The sequence below is a fragment of the Maribacter sp. UH1 genome (genome assembly GCF_056839145.1).
In genome coordinates this window covers 2,457,744-2,474,594 of sequence record NZ_CM166387.1, presented here as the reverse complement: position 1 = coordinate 2,474,594, position 16,851 = coordinate 2,457,744, and the positions used below count along the sequence as shown (strand labels likewise).

At 32.8% G+C, this 16,851-nt stretch carries 14 protein-coding genes; 3 read left to right on the top strand and 11 right to left on the bottom strand.

All coding sequences use genetic code 11. From position 1 onward, the window contains the following. The first annotated feature begins 18 nt into the window (after positions 1–18). Complete coding sequence (locus UH1x_RS10780; RefSeq protein ID WP_482621696.1) at positions 19–1,158, top strand: glycosyltransferase; 1,140 nt, start codon at positions 19–21, stop codon at positions 1,156–1,158. A 9-nt stretch (positions 1,159–1,167) separates the two neighbouring features. Next, complete coding sequence (locus tag UH1x_RS10775) at positions 1,168–1,731, top strand: WcaF family extracellular polysaccharide biosynthesis acetyltransferase (RefSeq protein ID WP_482621695.1); 564 nt, start codon at positions 1,168–1,170, stop codon at positions 1,729–1,731. A gap of 10 nt (positions 1,732–1,741) precedes the next feature. Here the strand turns inward: UH1x_RS10775 and UH1x_RS10770 are convergent, their stop codons facing one another. The 4 genes from UH1x_RS10770 to UH1x_RS10755 form a co-directional block, all read right to left on the bottom strand. Next, entirely contained in the window at positions 1,742–3,901 is a 2,160-nt protein-coding gene (locus UH1x_RS10770) for a hypothetical protein (RefSeq protein WP_482621694.1), read from the bottom strand. Beyond that, positions 3,898–4,635, bottom strand: coding sequence for a hypothetical protein (locus UH1x_RS10765; protein WP_482621693.1), 738 nt, complete (start codon positions 4,633–4,635; stop codon positions 3,898–3,900). Before UH1x_RS10765 ends, UH1x_RS10770 begins: the two co-directional genes overlap by 4 nt. A gap of 1 nt (position 4,636) precedes the next feature. Continuing rightward, on the bottom strand, positions 4,637–5,203 hold the full coding sequence (locus tag UH1x_RS10760; protein WP_482621692.1) for a T9SS type A sorting domain-containing protein: 567 nt from the start codon (positions 5,201–5,203) through the stop codon (positions 4,637–4,639). A 335-nt stretch (positions 5,204–5,538) separates the two neighbouring features. After that, a complete protein-coding gene (locus tag UH1x_RS10755; RefSeq protein WP_482621691.1) occupies positions 5,539–6,279 on the bottom strand; it encodes a WecB/TagA/CpsF family glycosyltransferase in 741 nt (246 codons plus the stop codon). 457 nt (positions 6,280–6,736) lie between these two features. On the opposite strand from UH1x_RS10755, the gene UH1x_RS10750 reads away from it, so the two are divergent. Further along, a complete protein-coding gene (locus UH1x_RS10750; protein WP_482621690.1) occupies positions 6,737–8,191 on the top strand; it encodes a right-handed parallel beta-helix repeat-containing protein in 1,455 nt (484 codons plus the stop codon). Between the two features lie 38 nt (positions 8,192–8,229). On the opposite strand, the gene UH1x_RS10745 is transcribed toward UH1x_RS10750, so the two are convergent. The 7 genes from UH1x_RS10745 to UH1x_RS10715 form a co-directional block, all read right to left on the bottom strand. Continuing rightward, on the bottom strand, positions 8,230–9,165 hold the full coding sequence (locus UH1x_RS10745; protein ID WP_482621689.1) for a nucleotide-diphospho-sugar transferase: 936 nt from the start codon (positions 9,163–9,165) through the stop codon (positions 8,230–8,232). Further along, positions 9,162–10,049, bottom strand: coding sequence for a glycosyltransferase family 2 protein (locus UH1x_RS10740; RefSeq protein WP_482621688.1), 888 nt, complete (start codon positions 10,047–10,049; stop codon positions 9,162–9,164). The genes UH1x_RS10745 and UH1x_RS10740 overlap by 4 nt, the downstream gene beginning before the upstream one ends. A gap of 19 nt (positions 10,050–10,068) precedes the next feature. Beyond that, positions 10,069–11,436 (bottom strand): lipopolysaccharide biosynthesis protein, encoded by a 1,368-nt coding sequence (locus UH1x_RS10735; protein ID WP_482621687.1) that lies wholly within the window; start codon positions 11,434–11,436, stop codon positions 10,069–10,071. Further along, entirely contained in the window at positions 11,436–12,698 is a 1,263-nt protein-coding gene (locus tag UH1x_RS10730) for a hypothetical protein (protein WP_482621686.1), read from the bottom strand. Before UH1x_RS10730 ends, UH1x_RS10735 begins: the two co-directional genes overlap by 1 nt. Before the next feature lie 39 nt (positions 12,699–12,737). Then, positions 12,738–15,053 (bottom strand): GumC family protein, encoded by a 2,316-nt coding sequence (locus tag UH1x_RS10725; RefSeq protein WP_482621685.1) that lies wholly within the window; start codon positions 15,051–15,053, stop codon positions 12,738–12,740. Positions 15,054–15,163: 110 nt separating this feature from the next. Beyond that, positions 15,164–15,955: a polysaccharide biosynthesis/export family protein gene (locus tag UH1x_RS10720; protein WP_482621684.1), complete on the bottom strand. Its 792-nt coding sequence runs from the start codon at positions 15,953–15,955 to the stop codon at positions 15,164–15,166. Positions 15,956–16,158: 203 nt separating this feature from the next. Further along, positions 16,159–16,851, bottom strand: a complete 693-nt coding sequence (locus tag UH1x_RS10715; RefSeq protein ID WP_482621683.1) for a 4'-phosphopantetheinyl transferase family protein — start codon at positions 16,849–16,851, stop codon at positions 16,159–16,161.

The following is a 16,851-nucleotide window of genomic DNA, read 5'->3' as shown; positions in this document are numbered from 1 at the left end:
CTTCGCATAATACCTAGTATGAATCCAACGCAAGGAGGCCCTTGCCAGGGCATTCGAAATTCCATACCCGAACTACAAAAGTTAGGAGTTACCAATGAGGTGGTATGTTTAGATGAATCATCTTCCTCATATTTGGGTGACGACCCATTTACTATTCATACTTTGGGAAATGCTAAAACTCCATGGAAATACAATAAAAACTTATTACCATGGTTAGTAGAAAATTATAAAAATTATGATACTATTATAGTTCATGGTCTTTGGTCTTATCATAGCCATGCAGCTATAAAAGCTTTTTTAAAATTAAATAAGGAAGAAAAAGGTGCTCCCAAAATATATGTTATGCCGCATGGCATGTTAGACCCCTATTTTCAAAAGGCAGATTCGCGTAAGTTAAAAGCTCTACGCAATGACATTTATTGGAAATGGGTAGAAAATAAAGTCATTAACCAAGCTGACGGTATTTTATTTACTTGTGAAGAAGAATTGCTATTGGCGCGTACAACATTTCCCAACTACAAGCCAAAAAAAGAAATTAACGTGGGTTATGGCATACAGCCACCACCAGCCTACACACAAGAAATGCGTGAAGCATTTTCTAGAAAAGTACAGCAATGGAACGGTAATCCACACTTAGTATTCTTAAGTAGAATACATCCAAAAAAAGGAGTTGACCTACTTATAAAAGCTTACCTTAAACTTGAGAAAGAAATGGACAATATACCTCAACTAGTTATTGCAGGTCCGGGACTTGACGACCCCTACGGTAAGGAAATGCAAAATTTAGCCAACAAATCTGAAAATATCTTATTTCCGGGAATGTTACGTGACAATGAAAAATGGGGTGCTTTTTATGAAAGCAGTGTTTTTGTACTATCTAGTCATCAAGAAAATTTTGGCATTGCCGTTGTTGAAGCATTAGCATGTTCTAAACCAGTATTGATAAGCGAGAAAGTAAATATCTGGCGGGAAATTGCACAAGAAAACGCAGGTATCGTCAAAAAAGACAACGAAGAAGATACTTATCTACTTTTGAAAGACTGGCTAACAAAAACAACTACAGAACAAGAACAAATGGCAAAAAATGCTTTTAATGTCTATACTAAACACTTTACTATTGCCAATGCCGGCAAACAGTTATTAAACAATATTGATTAAACCATTTTCATGAACACCACTAAATCTAAAGTACTGTTGAACGATTTTAATCCTAACATTGGACTAGAAAGAGGTGCAAGTAAATTAAAGGAAATTCTTTGGTATTTGATCAAGGTCCTATTTTTCTTAAGTGCTTTACCTTATCCAAGTGGATTTAAAGTATGGTTATTGAAAATTTTTGGTGCAAAAGTAGGGACAGGTATTGTAATCAAACCAAGAGTTAATATACACTTTCCTTGGAAGTTAGAAATTGGCAGTCATGTATGGATAGGTGAAGAAGCCTTTATTTTAAATTTTGAAAAAATAAAAATAGGTAATAACGTGTGTATTTCTCAAAGAAGCTTTTTGTCTGGGGGAAATCATGATTACCGAATTCCATCTATGCCTTACCGAAATGGCCCTATAGAGCTGCAAGATGGCTGCTGGGTGGGTGCAAATTGTTTTATTGGCCCAAATGTTATAGTAGGCTATGATTCTGTAATTACCGTGGGGTCAATAATAGTAAACAATACAGAACCAAATAAAGTGATTACTCAAAGACCTGAAAATAAAGCTAACGTGCGTTGGAGATAATGTAAGTATATTAATGCGTTACCAAGAATTGAGGATAGGGGGTTGAGATATCATCTAAAATAATTGAAGGAATACGATTTGAGTAATTAATAAGTAAAGACTGTGCTCTATCATCACCTGATATAATTGAATTTATCAGCATTCCATTATCAATTCGACCCAATCTTCCCAACGCATTAGAATTTCTCACAAAAGCTTTAATACTTGCATCTGATGTAAATAAATCTATATCATCTAAAAAACTACTGCCTTCAATCATGATTTCTCTTATATCAAATATAGTTTTAGTATTATTTTGATTAAATCTACAAGAGTATAAGCTAATTGGACTTCCCCCAATAATATATTCACCTGCATGATTAGTAAAGTCACAATTCGCAAAAAAAGATCCATTATGATACTTCATATCAGCGGCAATTTCATTATCATCAAATTTAGAATCTACCCAAGCATTTAGATTATCTGCTCTACCGGCAATCATGCTAATTGCAGTATTACATTCCACATACTGATTTTTATAAAATACTATCTTATCAACATACATCATCGTGTAATTCTCACCCGAGACATAATTAGGATCGACTTCTTGTAAGAATCCAATTCCACAATTAACAAAGTTCAAATGGTCCAAAAAATTATTGTCAAAACCATAAAATTTATCTAAATGAATGCCGATTTCTTGATCACGAAAAACTAAAAACTTAAATGCACATGAGGTTACTTGCATAAAATTATCTCCTATATGATGTATTCTTAATCCAGTACTACCACCTTGCAAAGTTAGATTAGAAAGTACAAAATTAACGGCAGTAGAACTGCCTTCACCTGTTACTAAAGGAAAATCATCCGAAAGACCTACTATTGCAGTCTTGCCGGTACCTTGGCCTATAATACCTTCTTCATCCTCAATTATTAAAGTTTTACCTATATAGTAAATACCCTCTTCTAGTTCAGCTATACCGTTACTATCAATTAAATTTTGAATATAATCACTCTGATCAGTCCTAGAAACTCTCTGATTAGACCAATCAGGACCCAAAATATCTGGAATAGTTTCGTATAAAGGGCTATCCCATGGGTCATTTTCAGTTCCAATTAAATACTCTGTTAAATTATTTTTTTCTATAGCTGATAAATTACTATCTAGCTCAGTTTGATTATAATGAATAACGTTATTACCAGAGTATCCGTTAAAATTAAACCCAGTAGAAGCATTCTCCATAACATAACCCTCAGATTTATCATGTAAAGACATTATATTAGTATTATTTCTTACGATACTAAAACCACCTCCATTAGATGTAGTTTTTTTACCATAAATATCTATATTCTCAGCCTGAATATCGAAAACTGGACTTTTATAATTATAATTATTACCTCCAGTAAGTCCAACCAATTTCACATCACCCATATTGCGCAAAAAGGTCATTGCTTTATCACTTTCATTATTCCAATTCCAACTTTCAGAATCAAGACCTACATAAGTCTGAGAAGACAAATTTTCAAGTTCTATTGCATGACCTCCGGGTGTTAATAAATTTGACCATACTGTTACATTTCCATAACTAGGTGTAACATCATTACCTCTCATAACTATTTGAGGCCATTCACCATGAACCCAATGTTTTATAAATTTGTTGTTACGGAAATACCCAGAACCTCTACTGTCCCAATTTAATCGACATCTATCTAAATTAATAAATGTGTTGTCTTCTAAGATACAATTTGTGCACTCAAGTGGGGTAAAACGAATATTCTTAAATGTGGAATTAGAAATTTTAGCGCCAGAGTTAAATAATATATAAGAGTCTACATTCTGTATTCTAACGTTACTACTACCCGATTGCACTGTAATGTTGGGGACTTTAGTTATTGTTGGGTGCCCAAACAGTCGTTGCCCAGATGTCATGATTATGGGATTACCAGAATAATCACCATTTTCTAAACGAACAGATCCATGAGCCATTAATGCTTGTTGTAATTGATCAGCTTCAGAAACAGGCAACAGATATGAATTGAAATATAAAATCTCTTCTTCAAAATTTTGAACCCCGGTAAATTCTTCTGTTTCAACAATGTCACTTTCTTTCTTTGAATCTAAGGCATAATGATAATTTTGCCCAAAAACCGAAGAGGTTAATAAAAATGAAATGATATAAAATAACTTCATTGACCTGATATTATATAAGAATTAACATCCATTTTTCTAAATAACCCAAAACGAACAGTACCCTCACTGCTCTCAAAAGAAGCAGAGCCTGCATCTACATAATTAAGCTGAACACCATCTGCTACAGCAATAGTTAATATTGCTCCATTATGGGCTTCTAAGTTTATAGTATCACCTACTTCCATACTATTAAAATTAGCGGTTATAAGCAATGTCGCGGTAGCTGTACATTCTATAGTATTATCTATATCGCCCACCGTTATATCTCTAGATGCTTGTAAAGGAATAATTTTAGATTTCAACAGGTATTCACCGTCTGCATTGACTAAAGCACCAGCAGTTTTGGAATATAAGGCATATGGTACGCTCAACAATTCGGTTAAACCTGTTATTGTATAATTTGTACCACCATTCAAATCTGTTTGTGTTTCTAAGTAATAGGGGCCATTGGACCAATCGATTTGTGTAAAATTACCCATAGAAACCAACCCTGTTCCAATATGCAAGCTAATAAGACCATTTTCATTTGTTACAGGAACATGAGACTCTTCATAAACACGTTGCCCTGAAGTTGATTCTTGAATAACGCTTACTTTTAAGCCAATTGGAGTATTTGCTAAAATATCACCATCTACAGTTCTGATAATAGCCTGGTAACTTATGTTTTCAGGCGCTTGTGAAAATGCTGCTAACTGGCAGCACAAAATGAATACAATTACTAGATATGTCTTCATGCTATTTTTTTATAATTTTCAACGAATACACCCTTTTATCGTTATTTGCCACAACAAGTAAATATATACCTGATCTTATATAGTCTAATTGAATTTCAGAAATTGTGTTTTCCAAAATACCTTTCTTAATAAGCTTACCACCAAAATCAAATACTTGAAAAGTTAGATTTTCAAACTCCTGGTATCCCATATTCACATGTAGAATATCTACAACCGGATTAGGATATGCAATAACATCTAAGGCTAAACTATCAATATCCGGATTAGGGTTTATAACAAAATTTACGATTACGCTATCAACTACTTGCGAATTACTTTCAGGGACTTCTTCAATATTACCTTGTTGTACACCACTATCTATTTGACCTTCTTCCTTAAAAACCTGATTTGAAAATATTTGCCCTATAGAATAAGAGTAATTCCCTTCTTGACCCAATGCTTCACCACCACCAGAGTTTATTGAATAATTAGTTTGGTGATTAACGGTAGAGTTCTCAACATCAGAGTTTATTTGACCGAAAAAAGGAGAAAACCAAATCATTAAAATTAAAGTGAATAAAAATTTCATGAAAATTGACAATACGTTCAAATTGTCCTTCGGTCTAAAGAACAAAATAATTTATTAAAAAGCTAAAATACAATTACACTCATTGAAAGAAAATAATTGAAATATAGTTTAAAATATACGCTTGAATAGTCTATTTAGACCATTGAAATAAGCACTTTTTTGATTCTTTTTGAAAACAAATCAAAAATCTACCGAATGTTCAATAAAAACATCGATTTTTAGAAGTAAAAATATTAAAGAAAATGACATACACTTAAATAAACGTCGTTATTTAAATGTAAAATATTAGAATTGAATGCATTATAATAAACCCTATTAAGTTTTATAAGGTCAAATTAACTGCTTCTTAGCTTAGCCTTCACCAAATGCTTAGCAAAAACACCACCATAATAAATATAGCGTCTCCACATTCTCTTTGGTTCTTTTAAAAGACGACCAAACCACTCTAAACCTAAATCTTGCCATATTTTATTAGGTCTTTCTACCGTACCTGCATAAAAATCAAATACAGCGCCTATAGAACAGATAATTTTAGCATCGAGCGCATCTTTATGTGCATAGCTCCATTTTTCTTGTTTTGGAGCAGTCATACCTATAAATAATACATCTGGGCTAAAATTGTTCACCTCTTGTATCATTTTAGCGTTATCCTCTTCTGTAAAGTTGGGTTTATAAGGTGGAGAGTAACTACCCACTTTTACGTTAGGGTAATCTTTTTGCAATCTAGCTTTTATCTTTGCTAAAGTTTCGTTAGAAGCACCTAAGTAAAAACAAGAACCGCTTATTGCATTTAAACGTTTTAATTGAAATTCATGAAAATCCGCACCAGCTATTTTTTTTACCTTAACGCCATTTAACCACTTTGATGCAAATACAATACCTACACCATCGGGTAAAATTACATCACTATTTAAAAGTGCTTCTTTGAAAGTAGCATCTTCTTCTGATATACAATAGGAATATTGATTAACAGTATTTACCAATAGCTTAGATTTTAACGGTAGTCGATCCAAAGAACTATTGAACACTGGATATCCCATGCAAAAGACTTCAGATTTTTTTTGTGGTTCTTTCATTGGGCTTTTATAAAAAGCATGGAACATGTATTCATTTTTAAGCTAGAAAAACTATTTAATCTCATCAATCAAGCATAAGTGATAATTGCAATCATTATTGCATTAATCATAAAAACTAGGTAAATATATTACATGTTAGGACAACCTATGTATAGATTCGTTAATCTGTTATGGTTTTAAGTTTTTATGTAAAAATCTTGAAAAATTAATTATACTAATAACATTTTAGAGCTAAAGAAATTACATATAAAACAAAAGGCAACATTAAAATAAAAAATGTTTTGAAAGAAAATTTCAAAACAAAAAAATTAGTTGACTTATTTTTAATAATAGCCGTTAATCGAACTTAATATATCATGAACAACAATACCTAAAAAATCTAGTTATCTAAAAGGAGTAGTCATTTTAGACTAAGTATAAAATGTATGGTTCATTGTTTAGTTAAAAAATTAGAATTATGGCTAAAACTAGATTTCAAACTATGTACTTCAATTCTTCAGTAGCTTTTCTTTTATTACTTGCATTCCCTTTATTACAATTAGGTTCTTGTTCTTCAGATCCAGATATTATTAATGAAGGAGTTATTATAGATGCCCCAACAGATGATTCTGTTGTTATATCTGTGCTAAAAATTACCGAGTTTATCATTCAATCTATAGATAACACTGGTTTAAACTCAGACATTGAAGGTGTCATAGATGAAGAAAAAAATCTTATTTATGTTGATATTGATACCAGTAGCACATCTACGCTTCAACTAAAACCTACCATTACCGTAGATTCTGCTTCAACGGTAACACCAGATACCGGCACTCCACAAGATTTTAGTGAAGAAGTTACCTATACTGTAACGACTGAAAATGGAGAAGAAGAAAATTATACCGTAATACCTATAATAGTAGAACCTGAGAATGTAGAACCAGAGATCCTAGAAACGCCATGTTCTAGCAATCGTGAAGATTCTGGTCCTATTATAGTCACTGAACATAATCAGCGTATAGAAAACCTGCATATAAGAACATCAAATCAACATGGTATAGAGATCAATGGTTTTACAGGCGTAGTAATATCTAATTGCATCATTGAATACACTGGTGCTTATATGGGAATTAAATTCTCTGAAGCAGATAACTTAACTATTGAAAACTGTTCCATAACATACACAGATGCCCCTTCTAGTGGTCCTTTAGCCGATGCTACTAGAAATTGCATTGAAGGATTTGATTCTCAAAATTTAGTGATTACACATGTAAAAGTTGAAGATGGCTCTACAGGTATTAGATTGGACCAATGTGACGAATCTGTATTGACCTATATTGAAGGTCATAATATGAGGGGTCCTTTTCCTAGAGGGCAATTAGTACAGTATGATAAATGTATTGGAGGGTTGTTAGAGTATTTTTCAGTAATCAATGACCGGGAAATTGCATGGACAGAAGATAATATTAGTATCTACAAAAGTGCAGGTCAACAGATAAAAAACGGCTTGATAGTTGGCAATAATAGTCCTAAGGGTGTTGGTGTGATGATTGAAGATCAAAATACCGAAGGTGCACGTGGCGGTATTGGCGCTCTTGTGGAAGATGTTGACTTTTTGGAAATGGGTAATGGTGTTGCATCTTCAGTTGAAGGTTCTGGGAATGTAACCTTTAATAGATTACGCGCCAAAGAAATCATATGTGGCGAATTAGGTCAAAACAGAGGACAAGCAGAATCTAACTCCCTCATATTTGCTGCTTTTGAAACTACAGGTGGTAATAAAATAACCGACTGTTTAGTTTATGATTCATGTAACCCTACAAATATCATTTGGCCAGAATACAGTTTTGAAGTTGTAGACTATAGGGATGATATTGATTTTGAACCTAGAGCACCTATTATACTGGATTTTGGTTGCAGTGCTACTAATTAATATTGGTTATCTAGTAATGTTCAACTTGATCGCTAAAATTATCCGCGAGTAGAATACCCTGGTATTCTTAAGAATCCTAATATTTTTCTTCGTAAGATCGTCTTCTTAAAGAAGCAATTAAAGTACCTTCTATCTGCCTTTGTATCTCTGATTACAAAATTAGGGTGCTTTAAAGGAAAGCTTATCTCATGCGCCATATTATGCTGCCTATCGTCATTGGAGCTGATAGTGTGCGTGGCATCTTCCCCAAATCCTAAATTTTGAATCATATTTTGGTGGGGTATTATCGATAATCCTGAATTGATCAGTTTTGTATAATCCCACTGATAATCCCACCAAGAAACTTCCTTGGCGTTCATCGTTTTTTCAATCTTGCTAAGTCGGTATTTCTTTTCTATAAAATTAGAGAAGTATTTATCAAAATAACCTTTCTCTTTTAACTCCGGATAGGTAGAAACCTCATAATCATAATGTTTCCATGCCCTACGCCAGCTTGCCCAACCCCACTCATGACTAAAATAAGAGAAGTAGTAAGAGTACTCAGAATCTGACACATAGCCATTTTGAAAATTAGAACCACCTATGTGCATTATCTGGCTATTATCTCTATATTTTTCCAATAACTCTGAACAGAATCTAAAAAAGCTTTCTGAAGGCAAACAATCATCTTCAAGTATAATGCCTTCTTCTTCATTTTCAAAAAACCAATCTATTGCTTCTTTTGGTCCTAGACCACAACCAATATTTTCTTCCCTGAATAAGGTTTTAACCTCACAGTCCCAATCTACTAAATCTATTATAGCTCTAGTTTCTTTACAACGTAGGTCGTCCTTACCATTATTTCGTGGTCCGTCTGCAGCAACATAAAGTTTTTTTGGTTGCGCTTTCCCTATCATTTCAAAAACCTTCTTCGTTTGTTCAGGCCTATTAAAAATGATAAAAAGTACTGGAGCTTGTGGTGTAGATATTCTCATTTTAAATAGTCTTCATTTTTGAATAATTGCCAAATAATAGGGAACAAGGTTTTACCCCACAACAATATAAACGCTTGTGGCAGGTGTAAAGGAAAATGTGTTTTAATAAATTGTAAATATTCTCTGTACGATAATCCTGTAGGACTATATAAGTACTTGATTCTATCTTTTAAATTACTTTTCTGTGTTAGCCAGTTTACGCCATGATCATTGGTACAATACCCACAATAAGCACTTGAAATATAGCTGTTTATATCACTTTTCAAAGCCTTTAAGGTATAGTCAAAATCTGCAATACCATGCGTATAGCTTTCTGTTAAAGAACCAATTTCTTGATAAACCTCTTTTGGCACCAACATAATATTGGCATTACCCATTTCACATTTTCGAGGAAACTCATTATTAGGTATTAACATTTTACTTTTAAATGTTAGCCTATTTAATAGTTGATGTCCACCATAAGAAATCTTCTTTGAATCTGGGTCCAAAGTAGGACCTACAATAATACTTTTTGGTTCATTTATATATGCTAAATCACTGAACAATCTGGTAATAGTATTTTCAAAAACGATGGTATCATCATTTAATAGCAAATAGTAATCTGTATTGTTTTCCTGGTCATTTGCAAACTTCCAAGCTTTACGCATACCACCTGCCCAAAAAAGGTCTCCAGAACCTTGTATGATTTGAAGGTTATCAAATTTTCCTTGTAAATATTCTGTTGTACCATCTGTACTACCATCATCTACCAGGAAAATCTTCAATTCGAAACCATCATCTAAAGTACATTTAGATAGCGCTTGCAAACAGCTATACGTTTTCTCCTTACGGTTATGACACGTAAGCAAAACAGTAATTAATTTCTTTTCATTAGTTGACATCATCTCTAATTTATTTCAACTGTTAAGTTGGTAACTTTCGATTTTTTCTCATTTCAACATACACCTGATAGGGCGCTACTATTAATCCGTTGACATTCGTTACTACGATTGCCATACATATTCCAAATATCCCATATCCCAGTTCTACCGAAAAGAAATAGGCAATAGGTACAAAGAATATAATTACAAATATGGATATATAGAATTGTAAATTTACTTTACCCATACCGTTCAATACACTGATAAATATCTCTGAAAAACAATTTGATAACACAATAAGGACAACACCCAATGAGGTTATAAATGGTATGGTTATAATATCACCAATCCATAAATTGTAAATAGTAGGCGCAATTAATAATACGATAACACAACCTACGGCAATAACGACCCAAATAAGTAGTAGTTTCTTTATTAATTTTTTAATCCATGTGTAATCATTGTTTACTTGTGCATTGGTGACAGAACTCCATACGGGGCTCAATATGATACCAAATACTAAAGAAGCAACGCTAAACAGCTTAAAAGCGATATTGAATTCGGTAACCTTTTCTGGTGAAAAGTATTTACTTATTAAAAAATTACTTGTTTGAAACTGCACCATATACGCAATGTTCAAAAAGAAAAACTTTATACCCAGTGAGAATATAGAACCTAAGGTATCTGCTGTAGGTTTTTCAATTTTCTGTATTAAATCCGGCCTTTGAAACAAAAAGAAATATGCTGTAAAAAGAAATATAGAAAGTACATTACTGCCCATTACCACAGCCCCTAAATTAATTAATGAAGGTTCTGAAAATTCTCTTAAATACAATATACCTATTAACCCCAGTGCATTACCCAATAATATGGTTCTCGCAATCATTGCCGGTTTTTGAAGGGCAAACTGTATAGGATTATAAATCTGGAATATGAACTGTAAACTAAAAAAGGATATTAAAAGAAAAATCAATTGTTGTAGTTCCGTTCGATAAGATGCATCTACTCCTAGAAATTCATCCCATTTTATTTGATCTGTAAATATGACATTTAGGATAAATATAATCGTGGAAATTAAAATAAGTACAGCCGCAGTAGTATGCACCAATTTTCGCTGCTCTTTTATATCATCTAAGGCTACAGCTTCTGAAAATTTATTACGCAATCCGTTACCAAATCCAATATCTAACAGTGTAAACCAGGTTAATACAGAGCTTAAGGTTAACCATATACCGTAACGTTCCGCATTTACAAAATTGATGACCAAGGGTACAAACAAAAAGTTTATAGCCGTACCCAAGCCTCTTAAAATCAACGAGGAAAAAACATTCTTAATCAACAGATTAGTCCTAGAATTTCCTTGGAAATAAGATTGGATAATTACCCTTATGGAATTAAACCTTTTTATCATTATAAATTGTTAGGTTTTTGCAATTCTAAATATTTTGTTCGGTAATTGAAGGATAAAGCTGAAAAATCTTGCTTCTTAAATGTTGGCATAAATATAAATATCACGCATATAGGTAGCATTAGTATAGGCTCACCAAAACTTAGAATTATCAATATCAATATCGCGTAGGCTACATATTCCATTTTTCTTAGATAAACCTTGCATAGTTTACCATATCGGTAGAGTAAAAAGAATAGACCTACCACACCAAACTTTGTGATAAAATCCATTATTCCATTTGATATATTGACGTTATATTCATTAATATAATATTCGTCGTACTGATTACTGACACCTAAAAAAAGTTTCCAATCAAATTGCTCATATAGGAAAATAACACTGGCAAATCTATTTAATGGAATTTGTCTTTGCACATCTTCATAATAGCTAGACAATTGTTCCAACTCCTTTAAATCCCTAATATCCTGATCATAAATTTCAACGATTTTCTCACCTAAAAATGGCACGTTAGGTATCGCTATTGCAAACACGATCGCAAACACGATGATTGCCATTTTACTGCCCTTATTCAATACTCTGTACCTTAAGAAAAATAAAAGAAATACCCCTAAATATGCCGTAGTAGATACTGTCGTTAAAATTGCCAATGTAATGATGAACGCTTCTTTGTTCAGCTTAAAGTCATTTATCAAGAAATTGAATAAAAGTGCTAACGTCAAAAATGAACCGAAAGCGCCAGGTTCCCAACAAAAGCCAGAGTTTCTATAATAATGGATATCATCAAAGGTGAAAAAGATAAAATTGGTATATCTAAACGATTGATCATCTACCGTAATACTTTCAAAAGCAGTACCAATTGCCTTAACTATTGCACCACTCTGAACCATTTGAAGCGAATAGAACACGAGTGAAATTATAGCCAAGTGAGAGATAACTTTCACTAAATAGTAAAGCGCCTTCTCTTTTAAGATAAGACAGAACAAATAGGATGTAAACACGTATTTAAAAAAATAGAAAGCATCACTAGTAAAATAGTCTGAAGGCAACTTGTTCAATTTAAAACGGAACAAAATGTAAACAAAATATATACCGGCACTTACTATAAAAAATTGAACGTCCTTTTTTTTAACCCTTTTTAAATGAAAGGCAACAAATATCATAAATACCTCTAAACCAAACCACGCCACATTATAATCAACTAAAAAATTGGCTTTAGAAGAAAATAACAGGAATAGTAAAACTACAAGGTAGTATAAATTCATTCTAGTCTTTTATGTGTGTTTATGGCTGTAGGCTTGGTATTATTTTTTAGAAACATCGTTCATTACCACCATTGGGTTCTTGAACTTTTTGTTTGTTCTAACATCTTCTATAATACTTAAGTCCTCTAATTTAGAGTGTTTAGCACGTACCATATACAAACAACAATCTGTATATTTTGAAAGTGCAAGGGTATCTGCCAATGTACCTATTGGTGCAGAATCAATTAAAATATAATCGAACTCCTGTCTCAATTGAGCCATTAACTCCTCCATTTTCTGTGAACCAAATGACTCTAACCCGTCAATTTTTTCAGAACCTAAACCAATAGCAAATAAATTTTCATTGTCTTTGACCGGAACTAAAATATCATTTACGGTAATGGTACTAAAGGGTTGATTTAAGTAATTGGTAACTCCGAATTCCTTTTTTGTTTCACCTAGAGTTTCAATTAATTCCGGATTATGTTTATCTAATTCCAAAATCACAACTTTAGAGCTTGATGATGCCAATGCTACGCCCATATTAGAAGAGAAGAATGTTTTTCCTTCTCCTTTAATTGCAGAGGTAACCAAAACAGTCTGCACCTTCTTTTTAGACAACATAAAATCTAAGTTCATTCTCATCATTCTAAAACCTTGAGCCAAGGCACTTACTTCCTCCCCTTTCTCAATTAAATTTTTTCTAGATATATTATGAGCAATTTCGCCTATAAGGGGAACGCCAGTTCTCTTCTCTACGTCTTTCTTATCTTTTACTTTAGTACTTAAAAAGTTTCTTAAATGAATAATACCAATAGGTAGTGCCAAAGCCATTAATAAGGCTATCAATAAAAATAATTTTTTACTTGGCGATCCAGATTTATAATCGGTAATAGCTTTATCTATTACGATAAAATTATCTTGTTTTACCCCAACCATTAATGCAGCCTCTTCCCTTTTTTGCAATAAGTATAAGAATAGGTTCTCTTTAATACCTTGTTCCCTGCTTATTTCAAGTAACTGGCGTTGCATTGAAGGTATACTCTGTTTTTTTTCCGCAAATTGATCAGACCTACTTTTAATACTAGCAATAGTATTACGAAGACTTCTTTTTGAAGAAGAAAGGCTACCCAGAATATTACTTTTTAATTGCGATAATTGGTCTCTAATATCGACCATTCTCGGGTTGTTTTCCGGTACTGTTCTTTGCAAGCTTTTTCTATCGATCTGTAACTTGTTATAACTATCTATTAAAAAAGTGAGGTTAGAACTTGAAACACTTAAGGAATTGATCGTAGATTCATTATCGCCCCTCTTCAAATTACGTTCAATTGAATTAAGTACTTTCAGCTCAATTTCAGAATCTACTAGTTTGCGATCATAGTCTATCTTTTGTTCAGAAAAAGAATTTGCATCTAACTCAACATTAGCCAATTCATTTTCCGTTTTAAACTGTGCAACATTCATATCCACTTCGCTAAGCTCTGCAGAAAGGGTATTTAAACGATTATCTATGAATTTTACGTTTTCTAAAGCGATAGCATTCTTTTCCAAGTATGCTTTTTGACCATACATTTCAACTAGAACATTGATAATATCCTCTCCCTTTTCAGGATTCGATTCTTTCAACTCAATGTTTATAACAGAAGCATCTTTATTTATCACGTAAATATTCAATGCCTTTTTCACATAGTCGTGAGCCAGCTCATCAATATCCCTGAATTCAACTACAAACTCCTTATCTTTTGAAGAAGCTTTCTCATTTTTAACAAGTTGAAATACCCCGTATGGTTTTTCAATTTTATAGCCATAATTATATTTATTATAACCATGAGAAGAGCTCGCTGTACCTGATGCTTCTGCAGCATCTTCAAACTCTTCAGAAATACTAAAACTATCGTTTCCTTCAATTTTAATTTTTAAGGTAGTTTCATATGCAAGTGGAAATAAGGTATCTACTACTACCTTAAAAGGCAATTCAGATCCGTAAAGTTCATTTTTTGGAAAAGCATCCGGAGCCGTAATTTCGCATTGCAATGACAAACTATCCAGTACAGAACGCATTAAATGAACTGAAGTTAGTACTTCAATCTCATTGTTGACTTTTTCTGAATTACTGAACGGATTATTGTTCACCAAGTTATTACCGGAAGCATCAATATTTGAAGTTTCGTTCTTCAATAGTATTTTGCTGGACACGTCATAAGAAGTATCTACAAATTGCAAGGCAAGAATTGCCAAGCCAATGAAAAAAATCAAAGAAATCAAGAATAATTTCCAAGATTTAAGGTATTTGCTAAATAGTGCTTTCAAATCAAAATTCTCTTCGTTTTCTTTCGAAGACATTTGTGAATCGAAATATTCCTTTTCAGTCATTATATTCAATTTTATATGGAAAACAGGCTTTGGTTTACTTAAACGATTTATTGTTTCTTAAAACACTTTAAGCTTTAGCCAAGCTGTTTTTAAAAGATATATTGTTACGTTTACTTAAAAGTAGAAATAGAGATTACCGCTAATGACAACGAACCTAGTATTACAGAAAACCACTGGGCAGCGTTTGAAGTATTTCTTACCTTTCTATCGTTAGGTTGAACATAAACGATATCGTTTGGCTTTAAATAGTAGTTAGGTGAAGTAAATAATTCATCTGAAGTTAAATCGATTCTTTTGGTACTCTTAACTCCATCTTCTTCGCTAATTAACAACACATTATTACGCTGTGCGTAAATGGTCATGTCACCAGCCATACCCAACGCTTCTAATAAAGTAACTTTCTCATTAGGGATTGTAAATACTGCAGGCTGATTTACTTCTCCTAATACGGAAACCTTAAAGTTCATAAAACGGATATCTACAATAGGTTCCATTAATAATCTTTTAGAAATCAACTCACCTCTAATATATTCTCTTAGTTCTTTTTTGGTCAATCCTGAAACTTCTATTTTACCTAAAACCGGAAAACGAATGAAACCATCTTGATCAATTAAATAACCCGTAGGTTGCGCACCACCAGCATTATTGGCTAGATTGAACATCTCTGTAACTTCTGCATTTAAACTAGTAATGTTTATGCTTAACAAATCGTTCTTCTGTAATATTGGTTCTAATGGTTCAAAGTAAGTAGCAAATGAATTGTTTCCTACTTCATTGAAGTAAGAGGACTTTTTAGCACTACCACATGATGCAATTTGTAAAGCAACCACGAGTAGTAAAGAAAATTTAAGCAGATTGGCTTTTATTTTTTTCAGGTTAATTGGGGAAAATTCAGCTTTCATAAAATAAATAATTTGTAGCTTATAGTTATTGTACATGGTAAGGCTCAAAATTAGACCAAACAAAAATTGATTGCTTATAAATTCCGACGTCAGCGTTTATATAATCGTCGTAATTAAGAAAATCGTCCATATCACAATTGCAGCCTATGCAGATTGGATATAAACGAAAACACTTTAACGGCCACACAAGGCATACACCGCTATTAGCAAAAAGATTTAAAGTTATTACATGACCCAAAATCTGTAATCAATTCCGTATTGAGATTTGTTAACGTAATTACGCTATCGGATATTATATTTTGAGTAGCTACATTGCATATATACTGGGGATTGAGAGGTATTTCCTTCAAAAAATAACATTGATTACCAATTGTTGCCTGATGGTTATTTATTTCAAATGAATTCAATGGTATATGCAAACCAGAACCATTTGCCTTAACAATGGCCTCTTTTTGAGTCCAAAATCTATAAAACTGCTCTAGAACATTTGACGAGCTTATGATTGCTTCGTATTCTGACCGAGAAAATTGTTCTTTAAAATCTTGAATATTAATATCACTGATTTTCTCCACATCAACGCCAATATCACCCACCGATGTAATTGCGCAAACAATTACATCATTGGAGTGTGAAATGTTGAATTGAATAGACGAATTTTCTAAAAAGGGCTTTTTGTCCTTTGAGAAACCCATCTTGAGGTTATTTATATCTACTTGATACAAATTCTGTAATCCGTAAGCTAATAGCAACCTACCAAGTATAGTAGATTTTGCATCTTGCCAACGTTTATATTTAGAGAACTTATTTACAAACTCCGCTGAGAAACGATACTTTGCCTCAGCAAAAAAATCATCGTTGCCTTCATCTGTTAAATAAGTAAACAATACATGTGTCAT